Here is a 14,874-nt window from a genome sequence, read left to right on the forward strand (position 1 = left end):
CGGCATCCACCAGCATCCATTACCCGTACTGCACCCGCCCTCACCGGGATGTGCACTGCTTCACGGCATGGCAACCCGGTGGCGGGATATCGCCGCGCCAGACCACATCTCCTCCGAGCCAGGGCATGCGTGCGGTACGCTGTGGGGTCCACCGTCTTCCGGGAGGAGCAGGCACCATGAGCTTCACCTTGAACGTCAACGGCCGGGAGCACGCCGTCGACGCGCCCGAAGACACGCCCCTCCTCTACATCCTGCGCGACGAACTGGGGCTTCACGGGGCCCGGTATGGCTGCGGCGTGGGGCAGTGCGGCGCATGTACGGTGCTGAGCAATGGCTCACCACTGCGCGCCTGTGTCGTGCCTGCGGCGACCCTGCGCGGCCGGAACCTCACCACCGTGGAAGGCCTGCGCGCGCCAGATGGGACACCGCACCCGCTCCACAACGCCTTCGTGGCCGAACAGGCCGGCCAGTGCGCCTACTGCATCCCCGGCATGGTGGTGACGGCGGCGGCCCTGCTGAAGGAGAAGCCCCAGCCCACCGAGGCGGAGATTCGCGCGGCGCTGGATGCCAACCTGTGCCGGTGCGGTTCACACAATCGCATCGTCCGAGCCATTCAGCGCGCCGCGGAGGAACTGGCACGATGAGCCTCCGCCTGAGCCGCCGCGAGGTGCTCCAGGGCTCGCTGGTGCTGGCCTTCGCCCTCACGGGCCCGCGCGCCCAGAGCGCGGCACCAGGAGGCGCTGGGCTCCCGGGAAGCCTGCGGCGCAATCCCCACCTCGACGCGTGGCTCCGCATCGGCGCGGATGGCGTCGTCACCCTGAAGACGGGAAAGGTGGAGCTGGGCCAGGGCATCCTGACGGCGCTCGGGCAGCTCTGCGCGGACGAACTGGACGTCAGCATGTCGCGGCTGACCTTCATCTCTGGCGACACCGAGCTGTCGCCCTACGAAGGCACCACCGCCGGCAGCAACTCCGTCACCCAGGGCGGCACCGCGGTGCGCTACGCGTCCGCCGAGGTTCGCGCCATCCTCCTGGCGATGGCCAGCAAGCAACTGGGCGTCCCGGTGGAGCATCTGCGCGTCCGGGACGGCACCATCCGGGCTGGCGGCGGGAAGGGCGCCTCCATCACGTACTGGAGCCTCGTCGGCGGGAAGTCACTGAACCGGGAGGCGACGGGCACGGTGAAGCCCAAGCCTCCCATCGAGCGCCATCATGCGGGTCGCTCGGTTCCGCGGGTGGACCTGCCGGGCAAGATTTCCGGCGAGGCGAGCTTCGTGCACGACTACCGGCCCGCCAACCTGGTGCACGGCCGCATCATCCGCGCGCCGTCCCAAGGCGCCTCGCTCACGGAGGTGGACACCGCGCCCGTGGAGCAGATGCCGGGCGTGCGGAAGGTGGTGCGTGACGGCGACTTCCTGGGCGTCATCGCCACGAAGGAGTGGCAGGCCATCCAGGCCGCGGCGGCGCTCGCGAGCAGCGCCCGCTGGCGCGAACAGGCCACCCTGCCCCAGGACCCGTACACCTGGCTGCTGGAGCAACCCAGCCAGGACACAGTCATCGAGGACACGGTGCGGCCCACCGACGTCGCGCCCACGCACACCCTCGAGGCGCGTTACCTGCGGCCGTACCAGATGCACGGAGCCATTGGCCCGTCCTGCGCGGTGGCGGAGTGGAACGGCGAGCGGCTCACGGTGCACACCCACAGTCAGAGCGTCTTCGACACCAGCGCGGCCATCGCGAGGATGCTCCGCGTCCCGGTGGACCGGGTCCACGGCAAGCACCTGCCCGGCTCCGGCTGCTACGGCCACAACGGCGCGGACGACGCCGCCGCCGACGCGGCGCTGCTCGCGCGCGCCCTCCCCGGCCACGCGGTGCGCGTGCAGTGGTCCCGCGAGGACGAGCACGCCTGCGAGCCCTATGGCTCCGCGATGGTGATGAAGGTGCGCGCGGGCGTGGACGCGGAAGGCAACGTGCTGGACTGGGACTATGCGCTGTGGTCCACGCCGCACGGCACCCGGCCCGGAGGCCACCCGGGAAATCTGCTGGCGGGGCGTTCGCTCGCGGAGCCCTTCTCCATGCCCGTGCCCCGAAATGGCGGACCGCCGAACTACGCCGCGGACCGGAACGCCATTCCGCTCTACGACTTCCCGGGCCGGAAGGTGACGACCCATCTCGTCACCCGAATGCCCTTGCGCGTCTCCTCGCTTCGGGGGCTGGGCGCCTACGGCAACGTCTTCGCCATCGAGTCCTTCATGGATGAGCTGGCCCACGCCGCGAAGGTGGACCCGGTGGCCTTCCGGCTCCGGCAACTTCACGACGCGCGCGCGAAGGCCGTCATCCAGAAAGCAGCGGAGCGCTTCGGCTGGACCACCGCCCCCAGGCCCCAGGGACATGGGCGCGGCATCGGCTTCGCGCGCTACAAGAACCTCGCGAGCTACTGCGCCGTCTGCATCGAAGTGCGCGTCGACCCTCGGACCCACGCCATCCAGGTGCTGCGCGCGGTCCTGGCCGCCGATGCGGGCGAGGTCGTCAATCCGGATGGGCTCGCCAACCAGCTCGAGGGCGGGCTCATCCAGTCGCTGAGCTGGAGCCTGAAGGAGGCGGTCCGTCATGACGCCCAGCGCGTCACCTCGCGAGACTGGCGCACGTACCCCATCCTCACCTTCTCGGAAGTCCCGCCCATCGAGGTCGCGCTGATCGAGCATCCTGGGGAGCCCCTCCTGGGCGTGGGCGAAGCTTCCCAGGGTCCCACTTCGGCTGCGCTGGCCAATGCCCTCTTCGACGCCACGGGGGCCAGGCTGCGGGAGCTGCCGCTGACACCGGAGCGGCTGGCGGCGGCGCTCCAGACACGCTGAGGCGGCACCGAGGGGGCAAGCCCATGGCCCGCGCGCACGTCGACAACACTCGACGGAGGCCGCGTGCCATGTGAATCTGCGTTCGAATTCGAAGTGGAAGGGTGCGGCGATGAACGCCGCAGGAACTCGGATGGTCGGGCCGCCATCCCAGCCGGCAACGCAGCCGGCGGGACCAGCGTATGTCGACCACCACGCCACCGGGGCAGTCCGCCCTTCCGCCCGAGGCCTGGGCCCCACTGCTTCGCCTCTCCAGGCTCGCGGGCCGGCCGCTGGAGCGCTTCCTCCATATCGAAGCGGCCAGTGGCATCCTGCTCCTCGTGGCGGCGGCCATCGCGCTCCTGTGGGCGAACTCGCCCTGGGCGGAGAGCTACGCGCACTTCTGGCACACGCCGCTCGGCATCCGCGTCGGTGACTTCACCTTCGAGCGCAGCCTCGAATGGGTCGTCAACGACGGCTTGATGGCCATCTTCTTCTTCGTCGTGGGCATGGAGATTCGCCGCGAGGTCCATCAGGGCGAGCTGTCAGAGTTGCGGCGCGCCGCGCTCCCCGCCGCGGCGGCGCTGGGGGGCATGCTCGTTCCGGCGGGCCTGTACCTCCTCCTGGCGAATACCCCGGACACCCGCTCGGGGTGGGGCGTGCCCATGGCCACGGACATCGCGTTCGCGGTGGGCATCCTCACGCTCCTCGGAAGCCGGGTGCCCCCCGCCCTGCGCGTGCTCCTGCTCGCGCTCGCGGTCATCGACGACCTGGGCGCCATCATCGTCATCGCGGTGTTCTACTCATCGGGCGTGGCCATCACCGGGCTGCTCGTCGCGGCGCTGGGAATCGTGGGTGTCTTCGCGATGCAGCGGTTTGGCGTGCGCTCGAAGTGGGCCTACATCGTTCCAGCGTTCGTCGCCTGGGCGGGCGTCTACTCCGCGGGGATTCATCCGACGATTGCGGGCGTCATCATCGGGCTCATCACGCCGGTGCGCACCTGGCTCGGTCCGGAAGGATTCGTCACTGGCGCTCGGACCGAACTCGAACACATCGCCCAGGCGCAGCCGGGCGAGCTGTCCTCCCATCACCTCTCGGAGACCTTGCGCCGGGTCGATGCCGCGCGCCGTGAGGCCATGTCGCCTTCGGAGAGCCTGATTGCCACGCTGCATCCATGGGTGGCGTTCGGCATCATGCCGGTGTTCGCGCTCGCGAACGCGGGGGTGCCGATTTCCAGTGAACCGCTCGATGCGGCGTCGTGGACCGTGGCCCTCGCGACGGCCACCGGGCTCCTGCTGGGCAAGCCCCTGGGCGTGATTGGCGCCTGCTGGCTCGCACTGCGCCTGCGGCTCGCGACGTTGCCGAAGGGCCTGGGCATGCGGGAGCTGCTGGTGCTGGGAAGCACCGCGGGCATCGGCTTCACCATGGCCCTGTTCATCGCGCAGCTGGCCTTCACGGAGACGAAGCTGCTCGCCGCGGGGAAGCTGGGGGTGCTGGCCGCGAGCGGGGCCGCCGCCGTCGTCGCGCTCGTCCTGGGACGGTGGTTGCTCACCACTTCGGCCCGGCCCGGCGCCGCGAGGTCCGTGGACGAGGCGGAGCGTTCGACGGCGCTATAACGCCGCCCAGCCCCAGGTGTCCGCCACGCGCCAGGACGCCAGCACTTCGACCAGGCGGCCCGCTTCCAGGTCCGCCTCGTCGCGAAGTCCGCGACAGAGGAAGCTGGGAGGCCATGTCCTGGACCTGCGCGCCCGCGCTGAGGACCCTCGGACGCCTGCGGATGCCTCACGGCGAGCACCCCATCGAGGTGCGCGGACCCGAGCTCGCGCACTGAGGCGCCTCCTGGCGACGCATCCAGGGCTCGGGCACTATCCCGGTCACGAGCCTCGATGGCTCGCCGAACGCTGCGGGAGCAAGTGATGCGGACATCGATGAAATGCATGGGGCTGCTGTTGCTCGTCCTGGGGGGCGCGTGCGCGAGCACCCGGCCCGCCGTGACCGAGTCCGTGCCTCCCCACCAGACGTTCACCATCGAGTCCGCGAAGCTGAAGGAGGCCCGCCACATCACCGTCTACCTGCCGCCGGGCTACACGACGGCGGCGGAGAGCCGCTTCCCGGTGCTCTACATGCCCGATGGCGGCCTGAAGGAGGACTTCCCGCACGTGGCCACCACCGTCGACACGGCCATCCGCGCGGGCGAGCTGCGGCCCCTCATCATCGTGGGAATCGAAAACACCGTGCGGCGGCGGGACATGACGGGCCCGACCACGGTGGCGTCGGACCTGGAGGTCGCCCCCGTCACGGGAGGCTCGGCGACGTTCCGAGCCTTCATCCACGAAGAGTTGATGCCGGAGGTGGAGCGCCGCTACCGGGTGACGCAGGAGCGGGCCATCATCGGCGAGTCGCTCGCGGGCTACTTCATCGTGGAGACGTTCTTCCTCCAGCCGGACCTGTTCGACACCTACCTCGCGCTGAGCCCCAGCCTGTGGTGGAACGCGGAGTCGTTGGTGAAGGGAGCGGGTGAATGGTTCGCGGCACGGCCGGACCTGCGCGCGGGACTTTATGTGTCCTCCGCCAATGAAACGGACGACATCGTCCCCGCCGTGGCGAGGCTTCAGGACGTCCTCCGGACCCGCGCGCCCGCGGGCCTGAAGTGGGAAGTCGAACCCCGGCCCGACTTGCGCCACGACAACATCTACCGGGAGAGCTCGCCCAGCGTGCTGCGCAAGTGGCTGCCTCCCGTGGTGGCCGCCGAACGCGCGCCCTGAAGCAGCGCCCACGCGCCGCGCGGAAGCCCTGGGCATCCACGCGGCGCGCCACGTCCGCGGACTACTGCGGAGGCATCTGGTTCGGGTCCATCCAGGCCACCTCCCAGTGGTGACCGTCCGGGTCGTAGAAGCTCCCGCCGTACATGAAGCCCATGTCCATGGTGTCCGCCGCGCGTGAACCACCGTTCGCCAGCGCGGTCTTCACCATCTCATCGACATCCTCGCGGCTGTTGGCGGACAGCGCATAGGTGCCGGCGGTGCTCTGCGTCGCATCGTGCAGGGGCTTCTTGATGAAGTCCTTGAAGCGGGTATGCGTGAGGAGCATCACGAACGCGTCCTCGCCCACCACCATGCAGGTGGCGTGCTCGTCGGTGAAGTCCTTGTTGAACTCAAAGCCCAGCTTCGTGAAGAAGTCCACCGACCGCTTCAGGTCGGCTACGGGCAGGTTGAGGAAGAGCTTACGGGGACGGCTGACCTTCATGTTCGCCTCCAGGGCGGGTGGGTTACGAGGGCTTTGACTCCAAAGGCGGACCGAATTCATCGGTCCTTTATCAAAAAGATTCTCCGCCCCCGCCTACCGAGGGAGCTCCAGGGGGAGGCCGAAGCGCGGGAACAACGCCTCCGTATCGAGGAAGTGGGTCATCGCCGCGATGCGTCCACCGGACAGCTCCAGGACGATGAGCGACCACGGCTTGAAGGGCCCGCAGTCACTGCTCGCGTGGTACTGGCCATAGGCCGGTGAGCCACAGGCCTCGGTCCTCACCAGCCGGGAGTCCCTGCAGACCGCCCCTCGCCCGAGGAACCAGCCGCGAATGGACTCGTGCCCCTGGAGCCACAGCGTGTAGGGGGGCATGGAGAGGGTGACTTCCTCGTGGAGAATCGCGGTGAAGGCGTCCATGTCGTAGCGCTCGAACGCATCCACGTAGCGATTCAGCAGCGCCACCTGCGCGTCGGACTGAGGCACCCGGAACTCGGAGTCTTCCAGCCGCAGGTCCGACACAGTCACCCGGGCACGCTGGAGCGCGCTGTTCACCGAGGCGACCGACGTCTCCAGCGTCTCGGCGATCTCCGTGGCGGGCCAGCCCAGGACCTCGGCCAGCAGCAGCACCGCGCGCTGCTTGGGGGGCAGGTGTTGAAGCGCCGCGAGGAACGCGAGCCGGATGCTCTGGCGCAGCGACGCCTGCTCGGAGGGGTCCACGTCCGACGGCACCGCCAGCGCGTCCGGAATGGGCTCAATCCAGCTGTTCGCCGGCAGCGGCGTCAGCGGCCCGTCGATGGAGTACGCGGGCCCCAGCTCCATCGGCCGCGCGCGGCGCCCGCTCGCCGACAAGGCGTCCAGGCACACGCGGGTGGCGATGGAGTACAGCCAGGTCCGTGGAGACGCACGGCCCTCGAACCGGTCCATCGCGCGCCAGGCGCGCACCATCGTCTCCTGGACGGCGTCATCCGCCTCCGAGACAGAACCCAGCATGCGATAGCAATGGCCCATGAGCGCCGAGCGGTGCGCCTCGAAGCCGAATGCCTGCTTCCCAGAATCCGGAAGGTCCTTCATCAACGGGCGGTCTATCAGGCCCATCAGGTCATGTCAGGGGCTCGGACAGGCAGCCCCCGTGTCAATCCACGCGCGGATGAGCTCACCAAATGCACGCTGGGTGCCTGGCACGGGCTCCAGGCCAGGGCCTGGGTCCCAACCCCACCCCACCAGGACGTCCTCGGCCATGTGGTGATGCAGCGCGTCCAGGGACTTCCCGCCGTTTCGCGCGGGGTCCTTGAGCTGCTCGCAAATCTTCCCCAGGGGGACGCCCAGCCACGCCATCTCCGCTGGCGCCAGTGCCCACTTCGGATTGCCAGGCACGCTCCGCAGCGTCGTGCCCACCAATGGCGTGTTCCGCGCCTGGTGGCACGAGGTACAGGGCAGCCCGGGGGTGCCATGTCCCGAGGGCCCGCCCGCCACGGCGGGCACGTGCAGACGCCGGTCCATGCCCTGCCGGGGTACACCATCGGCCGGGTGGCAGTTGACGCAGCGTGGGTGCGTCATCACACGCCCCGCCTCGACGAAGAGCGCGGCCGAGCGCTGCTTCTCGTCCGTGATGGCCGCGAACGCGGACACGGGCCGGAGTGACGTCCCCGCCTCCTGCGCTGGCTGCGCTCCCGAAGCCTCCGGTGCGCTCCGGGTGGACTTGCAGCCCGCCGCCGAGATGACGGCACCCAGCACGATGACGGAGAGCCCCGGGTGTCTCATTCGCGTTCCAACTCCCTCAGGACGGCCTCCGCGGCGCGGCGGCCCGACACCAGCGCGCCGTCGATGGAGGCATTGTCACGGTGGTCTCCACACACGAACAGCCCCGGCGACAGCCGCACTGGCCGGCGAGGCAGTTCCAACACCTCCGGAGGCTGCGCGGGCAGCGCGAGCGGAATCGCATAGGTGCGCAGGTGCCGCCATGCGGACACGGCCGGACCGAACCAGTCCGTCAGCTCCGCGAGCACCTCGGCTTGCAGCGTGGCCAGGTCCGGCGTGGCGCCGACCACGGACACGGACACGAGCGCCTGTCCCCGCGGCGCATACGCCGGTGACACCTCGCTCATCACCGCCACGTTGTTCACCCGGCCCCGGCCCTCGCCATTGAGCAGCAGCCAGGGTCCTTCCACCGGCGGCTCCGGCGCGGCGAAGTAGAGGCACGTCACCCGGTTCATCACCGGTGGCACCATGCCCGGCAGCAGCCCCACCGCGCTCGCCGGGTCCGTGGCCACCACCACCGCCCTGGCGCCAATCAACTCTCCGTCCGCCAGACGCACGCGGTGTCCCCACACCTCCGCCACCGGCGCGCGCATCCGCAGCAGGCCCGATGGAAGGCGCGCCGATAGCTGCGCTGGAATGGCGCCCATCCCCGACTCCGGAACCGCCGCGTATCCGGATGAGAACATGCGGAAGACGAACTCCAGGAAGCGGCTGGACGTGGTCAGCTCCCGCTCCAGGAAGATGCCGGCGAAGAAGGGGCGCAGGAACGACTCACGCAAAGCCTCCGTGAAGCCCAGCTCGTCCAGGTAGCGCCGCGACGTGCGTGACGGCCGCTGCCACACGTCCTCCACCTCACCGGAGAGCGCCAGCTGCCTCAGCTCCAGGATGCGCAGCTTGTCCCCGAACGTCCCCACGGGAGCAAACAGGTGCCCGAGCGCCTCCAAGGGGCGGCGCAGCGGGTCCGCGACCGTGTGCAACTTGCCACCCCGCCACACCTTCGCGCCGGGGACGAACCTGCGCAAAGTCAGCGCGTCCAGGTCCAACGTGCGCCGGCCCTCCGGATACGCGGACAGGTACACCTGGAAGCCTCTGTCTAGCAGGAAGCCCTCATGGACATCCGTGCGAACCCTGCCCCCCGGTGCGTCACTTCCCTCTAGCAACAACACCTTCACCCGTGACGCGACGAGCGCCCGCGCGCACGCCAACCCCGCGAGCCCTGCCCCGACGACGATGACCTCCGGATTCGACACGCACGCGCCTCCACACTTCCTGCTCAAGAAAAGCGCCCACGCTCGCTTGATAAGCGTGGGAGGCGCAAGGGAGACTCGGAAGCGGTTGCGGGCAACAGACACTTGATGCAGAAACACCGGCTGTTGCCCGTCCCACCCATGCAACCAAGCGCCGGAATGCTCCCGGCCCACAACACCCCTCGGAGCGAGAGAAAGCAGGCAGCCCCATGTTGATCGTGATGCGACCCGACGCGACGGCCCAGGACATCGAGCGTGTGAACGACGAGATCCGCCGCCGTGGTTGGCAACCGCACGCGATTCCAGGGGGCACTCGCACGGCCGTTGGCATCACTGGAAACCCGGGCGCGGTGGAACCGGAGCCCTTCCGCGTGCTCCCTGGCGTCGCTGACGCCGTAGCCATCTCCCAGCCGTTCAAGCTCGTCAGCCGCGAGGTGAAGCCGGATGACACGCAGCTTCGCATCGGCGACCTGACGATTGGCGGCTCCGCCTTCCACGTCATCGCCGGCCCGTGCTCGGTGGAGTCGCGCGAGCAGATTCTCTCCACCGCCCACGCGGTGAAGAAGGCGGGCGCCACCATGCTGCGTGGCGGTGCGTTCAAGCCGCGCACCAGCCCCTATGAGTTCCAGGGCCTCAAGGGTGACGGCCTGGCACTGCTGGCCGAGGCGCGCCAGGAGACGGGCCTGCTCGTCACCACCGAGGTGAAGGACACCGCGACGCTCCAGGCCGTCGCCGACACCACGGACATCCTCCAGATTGGCGCGCGCAACATGCAGAACTTCAGCCTGCTGGAGGCCGTGGGAGACCTGCGCAAGCCGGTGATGCTCAAGCGCGGCATGAGCGCCACCATCAAGGAACTGCTGATGGCGGCCGAGTACATCGTCGCCCGCGGCAACACGCAGGTCATCCTCTGCGAGCGCGGCATCCGCACCTTCGAGACGATGACGCGCAACACGCTGGACCTCAACGCGGTGCCCATGCTGAAGGCGCTCTCGCACCTGCCCGTCTTCGTGGACCCGTCGCACGGCATCGGCGTGCGCAAGGCGGTGCCGGCGATGATGCGCGCGGCGACGGCGGTGGGGGCGGACGGCATCATCGTCGAGGTGCACCCCGACCCGCCGCGCGCGAAGTCGGACGGTGCCCAGTCGCTGGACTTCTCCGAGTTCGAGAAGTCCATGAACGAGGTCCGCGCCATCGCCCAGGCGATGGGCCGCGAAGTGGTCAGGCTGGGATAGGCCATGACACTCAAGGAAGCGCTGGGCAAGGTGGTGGGCCGGCGCGACCTCACCCGCGAGGAGATGACCCGCGTCATGGGTCTGATGCTCGCCGGGGAGGCTTCGCCTGCCCAGGTTGGCGCGCTGGCGACAGCGCTGAAGATGAAGGGTGAGACAGAGGATGAAATCCTCGGCGCGGCGGAGGCCATGCGGGCCTGCGCGGCGAAGCTGTTCCCGCGTGCCGACGTGGTGCTCGACACCTGCGGTACCGGTGGCGACGGCGCGCACACCTTCAACATCTCCACCGCGGTGGCCTTCGTGGCCGCCGGGGCAGGAGTGACGGTGGCCAAGCACGGCAACCGCGCGGTCTCCAGCCGCTGTGGCAGCGCGGACGTGCTGGCGGCGCTGGGCGTCTCCATGGAGCGTCCGCACGAGCGCGTGGCGCGGGACATCGACGAGCATGGCGTGGGCTTCCTCTTCGCGCCCTCGCACCACGGGGCCCTGCGGCACGTGGCGCAGGCGCGGCGGGACATGGGGTTCCACAGCGTGTTCAACCTGCTGGGGCCGCTGACGAACCCGGCGGGCGCGCGCTACCAGCTCCTGGGGACGTTCGACGGCAAGCGCGTGGAGCAGACGGCGCGCGTGCTGGGCCGGCTCGGCAGCCGCCGCGCGTGGGTGGTGCACGGCCATGACGGGCTGGATGAAATCTCCCCGTGCAGCGCCACGCAGGTCGCGGAGCTGCGCGAGGACGGCACGGTCCACACCTTCACGGTGTCGCCCCAGGACGCGGGGCTGGACGTGGTGCCTCGCGAGGCCATCGCGGGTGGCGACGCGGAGGAGAACGCCCAGCGGCTGCGCGCGCTGCTGGACGGCGAGCGCTCGGGGCTGCGCACGGCGGTGCTGCTCAACGCGGCGGCGGCGCTCGTCGTCGTGGGACTGGCGGCGGACCTGCGTGACGGCGTGCGGAAGGCGGAGCAGGCCATCGACTCGGGCGCGGCCCGCAACAAGCTGGCGGCCCTCATCGAGGGGGGCTTGTCATGAGCACCACAGGAACGTTGGACCGCATCATGGCGCGCAAGCGCCAGGAACTTGCAGCGCGCCCGCCCATGGCACCTCGCTCCCGGCCCACGCCCCGCGACTTCGCCCAGGGATTGGTGACCCACCGCTCCGGGCGGCGAGTGAGCGTCATCGCGGAAGTGAAGCGCAAGAGCCCTTCGGGCGGGGACTTTCCCCACGCCGACGTGGTGGCGGTGGCCCGGGCCTATGAAGCCGCGGGCGCCAGCGCCATCAGCGTGCTGACGGATGGGCCGGACTTCGGTGGCTGTCTGGAGGACCTCGTGGCCGTGCGGGCGGCGGTGTCGCTGCCCGTGCTGCGCAAGGACTTCCTCGTGGCGGCGCGCGACGTGGAGGAGAGCGCACAGTGGGGCGCGGACGCGGTGCTGCTCATCGCCGACGCGCTGGAGGATGGCGAGCTGCGGGAGATGGTCGCCACCGCGAAAGCGGTGGGCGTGGCCGCGCTGGTGGAAGCCCACACGGAGGAGCACGCCGAGCGCGCGCTGGCCGCGGGTGCGAAGCTGGTGGGCATCAACAACCGCAACCTCGCCACGCTGAAGACGGACACGGGCACGGCCCTGCGGGTGATGCCGAAGCTGCGCTCCCGGGCCCGGGTGCTGGTGGCGGAGAGCGGCCTCAAGTCCCTGGCGGACCTGGTGGCGGCGCAGGAAGCGGGAGCGGACGCCGTCCTGGTGGGCGAATCCCTGCTTCGAGAGCCCGACCCCGGACACGCGCTGCGGAGACTGCTCGGGGTGAAGGACGCGGCGCCATGAGTGTCCGCGTGAAGGTGTGCGGCGTCACGCGTCTGTCCGACGCGGTGGCCGCATGGGAGGCAGGCGTGGACGCGCTGGGCCTCAACTTCTACCCGAAGTCGCCCCGCTACCTGGACCTCCCCACGGCGGCGGCCCTGGCCCGTACGCGGCCGCCCCTGGGCACGGTGCTGGGCGTGTTCGTCAACGCGGCGCCGGACACCATCCGGGAGACGGTGCGCGCCTGTGGCCTCACGGCCGTGCAGCTCCATGGGGACGAGCCCCCGGAGGCCTGTTCGGGGTACGGGGTGCCTGTCGTCAAGGCGCTGCGAGTCACGGGTCCGGAAGACGTGGCCCGGGCTCGGACGTATGTGGGCGTAGGAGACGTCGCGGGGCTGCTGCTCGACGGCGCGGCGCCAGGGTATGGCGGCGGCGGCGTGGGCTTCGACTGGTCGCTCGTCGCGGGGCTGGCGGGAAGCGGCGTGCCCGTGCTGGTGGCGGGAGGCCTGCGGCCCTCCAACGTGGCCGAGGCGGTGCGCGCGACGCGGCCGTACGGCGTGGATGTGGCCAGTGGCGTGGAATCCGCCCCTGGCATCAAGGACGTGGAAGCGGTGCGCGCCTTCGTGCGCGCCGCGAAGTCCATCAACCTCTGGGAGTGACTGACATGACCACGGAGACTGCCGCCGGCCGCTTCGGGCGCTACGGCGGACGCTACGTTCCGGAGACACTGGTTCCCGCGCTGCAGGAGCTGGAAGAGGCCTATGCCACGGCGAGCGCGGACCCGGCCTTCGGCGAGGAGGTCACCCGCGTGCTGCGCGAGTACGTGGGCCGCCCCACCACGCTGACGCCCGCCCGGCGCCTCACGGAGGCCTGGGGCGGCGCGAATGTGTGGCTCAAGCGCGAGGACCTGGCGCACACCGGCGCGCACAAAATCAACAACACCGTGGGTCAGGTGCTGCTCGCCAAGCGAATGGGCAAGAAGCGCATCATCGCGGAGACGGGCGCGGGCCAGCACGGCGTCGCCACCGCCACCGCGTGCGCGCTCTTCGGCCTGCCCTGCGAGGTGTACATGGGCGCGCTGGACGTGGAGCGGCAGGCGCTCAACGTCTTCCGCATGCGCGCGCTGGGCGCGGTGGTACGGCCGGTGGAGTCCGGCTCGCGCACGCTGAAGGACGCGATGAACGAGGCCATGCGCACCTGGGTGTCGCAGGTGTCGGACACGCACTACGTCATCGGCAGCGCGGCGGGGCCGCATCCGTATCCGACGGTGGTGCGCGACTTCCAGGCCGTCATCGGCCGCGAGCTGCGGACGCAGGCCCAGGCGGCCTTTGGCGGCCTGCCGGATGCCATCATCGCGTGCGTGGGGGGCGGCTCGAATGCCATTGGCGTGCTGCACCCGTTTATTGGCGACGCCAGCGTGCGGCTGGTGGGCGTGGAGGCGGGAGGCCACGGCCTGGATACGAAGCAGCACGGCGCGTCGCTGACGCTGGGAACGGAGGGCGTGCTGCACGGCTCGCGCTCGCTGGTGCTCCAGGACGAGGACGGCCAGATTCAGGAGGCGCACAGCATCTCCGCGGGTCTGGACTATCCCGGCGTGGGCCCGGAGCTGGCGCACCTGGCGAAGACGGGCCGCATGGAGGTCCGCATCGCCACGGACGACGAGGCGCTGGCGGCCTTCTACGAGGTGGCGCGCCTGGAAGGCATCCTTCCCGCGCTGGAGACTTCCCACGCCTTCGCGCGCGGCCGGGAGCTGGCGCGCGAGCTGGGGGCGGGCAAGCACCTGGTCATCAACTGCTCGGGCCGCGGAGACAAGGACGTGGCCACGATTTCCGCGCGGGGCGTGCCTCCGCCGGTGGGGGTGCAGGCATGAGCGGCGAGATTGCACAGACTTTCGCCCAGGCGAAGGCACGGGGCGAAGGCGTACTGGTGACCTATGCCATGGCGGGCGACCCGGACCTGCCCCGCTCGGTGGATGTGTTCGCCGCGCTGGTCGAAGGCGGCGCGGACGTGCTGGAGATTGGCGTGGCGTTCAGCGACCCCATCGCCGACGGCCCCGTCATCCAGGGCGCGGCGGAGCGAGCGCTCAAGGCCGGCTCCACGCTCAAGCGCGTGCTGAACGAGGTGGTGCCGGCGGTACGCAAGCGCTGTCCCCAGACGCCGCTGGTCATCATGACGTACGTCAACCTCATCATGGCCATGGGTGAGGCGCGTTACGCGAAGCTCGCACGCGAGTGCGGCGTGTCTGGAACCATCCTCCCCGACCTGCCGCCCGAGGAGAGCGCGAGCCTGCGCGCCACGTTCGACGCGGAGGGCATGGACCTGATTCCCCTGTGCGCCCCCACGACGCCCCCGGCGCGGGCGCAGGCCATCGCGAAGGATGGCCGTGGCTTTGTCTATTGCGTGTCCGTGTCGGGCGTGACGGGCATGCGCGCGGAGCTGCCGCCGGACCTTTCACAGCGCTTGGATTTGGTGCGCAAGGCCGCGCACGTGCCCGTGGTGGCAGGCTTTGGCATCTCCACGGCGGAACAGGCACGCATGCTGTCTGCCCATGCGGATGGCGTCGTGGTGGGCAGCGCGCTGGTGCGTGCCGCGCACACAGAGGGCCTCGAGGCGGCGAAGGCGCTCTGCGCCGACATCAAGCGCGGGCTGCGGCGCTGAGGCACGGCTGCAAGCGCTCTCTTCACGCCGAAAATTCAGGGATAATCCCACACCCCGTATAAGCACTCCGGCTCTCCGCATGTGCCCGCATCAGGCGGGCATTTGCGCGAGGACATTCC

General features: G+C 70.2%; 14 protein-coding genes. 10 read left to right on the forward strand and 4 right to left on the reverse strand.

Features of this window, described 5'->3' with window-relative positions; genetic code table 11:
* The first annotated feature begins 176 nt into the window (after positions 1–176).
* The 4 genes from FMP39_RS28075 to FMP39_RS28090 all read left to right on the forward strand — a co-directional run bounded on the left by FMP39_RS28075 (position 177) and on the right by FMP39_RS28090 (position 5,595).
* On the forward strand, positions 177–644 hold the full coding sequence (locus FMP39_RS28075) for a (2Fe-2S)-binding protein (protein WP_141593218.1): 468 nt from the start codon (positions 177–179) through the stop codon (positions 642–644).
* Complete coding sequence (locus tag FMP39_RS28080) at positions 641–2,854, forward strand: molybdopterin cofactor-binding domain-containing protein (RefSeq protein WP_141593219.1); 2,214 nt, start codon at positions 641–643, stop codon at positions 2,852–2,854. Before FMP39_RS28075 ends, FMP39_RS28080 begins: the two co-directional genes overlap by 4 nt.
* Before the next feature lie 179 nt (positions 2,855–3,033).
* The gene (gene nhaA, locus FMP39_RS28085) at positions 3,034–4,446 is read left to right on the forward strand and encodes a Na+/H+ antiporter NhaA (RefSeq protein ID WP_141593220.1); all 1,413 of its coding nucleotides are present in this window, start codon (positions 3,034–3,036) and stop codon (positions 4,444–4,446) included.
* Between the two features lie 270 nt (positions 4,447–4,716).
* On the forward strand, positions 4,717–5,595 hold the full coding sequence (locus FMP39_RS28090; RefSeq protein WP_141593221.1) for an alpha/beta hydrolase: 879 nt from the start codon (positions 4,717–4,719) through the stop codon (positions 5,593–5,595).
* Positions 5,596–5,656: 61 nt separating this feature from the next.
* Here the strand turns inward: FMP39_RS28090 and FMP39_RS28095 are convergent, their stop codons facing one another.
* The 4 genes from FMP39_RS28095 to FMP39_RS28110 all read right to left on the reverse strand — a co-directional run bounded on the left by FMP39_RS28095 (position 5,657) and on the right by FMP39_RS28110 (position 9,084).
* Positions 5,657–6,076 carry a VOC family protein gene (locus FMP39_RS28095; protein WP_141593222.1) on the reverse strand — a complete coding sequence of 140 codons (420 nt, stop codon included), beginning with the start codon at positions 6,074–6,076 and terminating at the stop codon, positions 5,657–5,659.
* A 93-nt stretch (positions 6,077–6,169) separates the two neighbouring features.
* Positions 6,170–7,147 carry a sigma-70 family RNA polymerase sigma factor gene (locus FMP39_RS28100; protein ID WP_194858594.1) on the reverse strand — a complete coding sequence of 326 codons (978 nt, stop codon included), beginning with the start codon at positions 7,145–7,147 and terminating at the stop codon, positions 6,170–6,172.
* A gap of 33 nt (positions 7,148–7,180) precedes the next feature.
* A complete protein-coding gene (locus FMP39_RS28105) occupies positions 7,181–7,837 on the reverse strand; it encodes an Isoquinoline 1-oxidoreductase subunit (protein WP_141593224.1) in 657 nt (218 codons plus the stop codon).
* Positions 7,834–9,084, reverse strand: a complete 1,251-nt coding sequence (locus tag FMP39_RS28110; RefSeq protein WP_194858595.1) for an NAD(P)/FAD-dependent oxidoreductase — start codon at positions 9,082–9,084, stop codon at positions 7,834–7,836. The genes FMP39_RS28105 and FMP39_RS28110 overlap by 4 nt, the downstream gene beginning before the upstream one ends.
* 206 nt (positions 9,085–9,290) lie before the next feature.
* On the opposite strand from FMP39_RS28110, the gene aroF reads away from it, so the two are divergent.
* From aroF to trpA, 6 genes are read left to right on the forward strand one after another with little or no spacing between them, the layout of a single operon-like run.
* Positions 9,291–10,316, forward strand: a complete 1,026-nt coding sequence (aroF, locus tag FMP39_RS28115; protein WP_011556010.1) for a 3-deoxy-7-phosphoheptulonate synthase — start codon at positions 9,291–9,293, stop codon at positions 10,314–10,316.
* Positions 10,317–10,319: 3 nt separating this feature from the next.
* Positions 10,320–11,336 (forward strand): anthranilate phosphoribosyltransferase, encoded by a 1,017-nt coding sequence (gene trpD / locus FMP39_RS28120; protein WP_141593226.1) that lies wholly within the window; start codon positions 10,320–10,322, stop codon positions 11,334–11,336.
* The gene (locus tag FMP39_RS28125; protein ID WP_141593227.1) at positions 11,333–12,121 is read left to right on the forward strand and encodes an indole-3-glycerol-phosphate synthase; all 789 of its coding nucleotides are present in this window, start codon (positions 11,333–11,335) and stop codon (positions 12,119–12,121) included. The genes trpD and FMP39_RS28125 overlap by 4 nt, the downstream gene beginning before the upstream one ends.
* A complete protein-coding gene (locus FMP39_RS28130) occupies positions 12,118–12,756 on the forward strand; it encodes a phosphoribosylanthranilate isomerase (RefSeq protein WP_141593228.1) in 639 nt (212 codons plus the stop codon). The genes FMP39_RS28125 and FMP39_RS28130 overlap by 4 nt, the downstream gene beginning before the upstream one ends.
* A 5-nt stretch (positions 12,757–12,761) precedes the next feature.
* Positions 12,762–13,967: a tryptophan synthase subunit beta gene (trpB, locus tag FMP39_RS28135; protein WP_141593229.1), complete on the forward strand. Its 1,206-nt coding sequence runs from the start codon at positions 12,762–12,764 to the stop codon at positions 13,965–13,967.
* Positions 13,964–14,755: a tryptophan synthase subunit alpha gene (gene trpA, locus FMP39_RS28140; protein ID WP_141593230.1), complete on the forward strand. Its 792-nt coding sequence runs from the start codon at positions 13,964–13,966 to the stop codon at positions 14,753–14,755. The genes trpB and trpA overlap by 4 nt, the downstream gene beginning before the upstream one ends.
* The last annotated feature ends 119 nt before the right edge of the window (positions 14,756–14,874 follow it).

Origin of the sequence: Myxococcus sp. AB056, from assembly GCF_006547365.1 — a bacterium.
Lineage (GTDB): Bacteria > Myxococcota > Myxococcia > Myxococcales > Myxococcaceae > Myxococcus > Myxococcus virescens.

Coding starts and splice junctions, on each gene's coding strand:
- FMP39_RS28075 (WP_141593218.1), top strand. CDS start 177: ATGAGCTTCACCTTGAACGTCAACGGCCGGGAGCACGCCGTCGACGCG.
- FMP39_RS28080 (WP_141593219.1), top strand. CDS start 641: ATGAGCCTCCGCCTGAGCCGCCGCGAGGTGCTCCAGGGCTCGCTGGTG.
- nhaA (WP_141593220.1), top strand. CDS start 3,034: ATGTCGACCACCACGCCACCGGGGCAGTCCGCCCTTCCGCCCGAGGCC.
- FMP39_RS28090 (WP_141593221.1), top strand. CDS start 4,717: ATGGCTCGCCGAACGCTGCGGGAGCAAGTGATGCGGACATCGATGAAA.
- FMP39_RS28095 (WP_141593222.1), bottom strand. CDS start 6,076: ATGAAGGTCAGCCGTCCCCGTAAGCTCTTCCTCAACCTGCCCGTAGCC.
- FMP39_RS28100 (WP_194858594.1), bottom strand. CDS start 7,147: ATGAAGGACCTTCCGGATTCTGGGAAGCAGGCATTCGGCTTCGAGGCG.
- FMP39_RS28105 (WP_141593224.1), bottom strand. CDS start 7,837: ATGAGACACCCGGGGCTCTCCGTCATCGTGCTGGGTGCCGTCATCTCG.
- aroF (WP_011556010.1), top strand. CDS start 9,291: ATGTTGATCGTGATGCGACCCGACGCGACGGCCCAGGACATCGAGCGT.
- trpD (WP_141593226.1), top strand. CDS start 10,320: ATGACACTCAAGGAAGCGCTGGGCAAGGTGGTGGGCCGGCGCGACCTC.
- FMP39_RS28125 (WP_141593227.1), top strand. CDS start 11,333: ATGAGCACCACAGGAACGTTGGACCGCATCATGGCGCGCAAGCGCCAG.
- FMP39_RS28130 (WP_141593228.1), top strand. CDS start 12,118: ATGAGTGTCCGCGTGAAGGTGTGCGGCGTCACGCGTCTGTCCGACGCG.
- trpB (WP_141593229.1), top strand. CDS start 12,762: ATGACCACGGAGACTGCCGCCGGCCGCTTCGGGCGCTACGGCGGACGC.
- trpA (WP_141593230.1), top strand. CDS start 13,964: ATGAGCGGCGAGATTGCACAGACTTTCGCCCAGGCGAAGGCACGGGGC.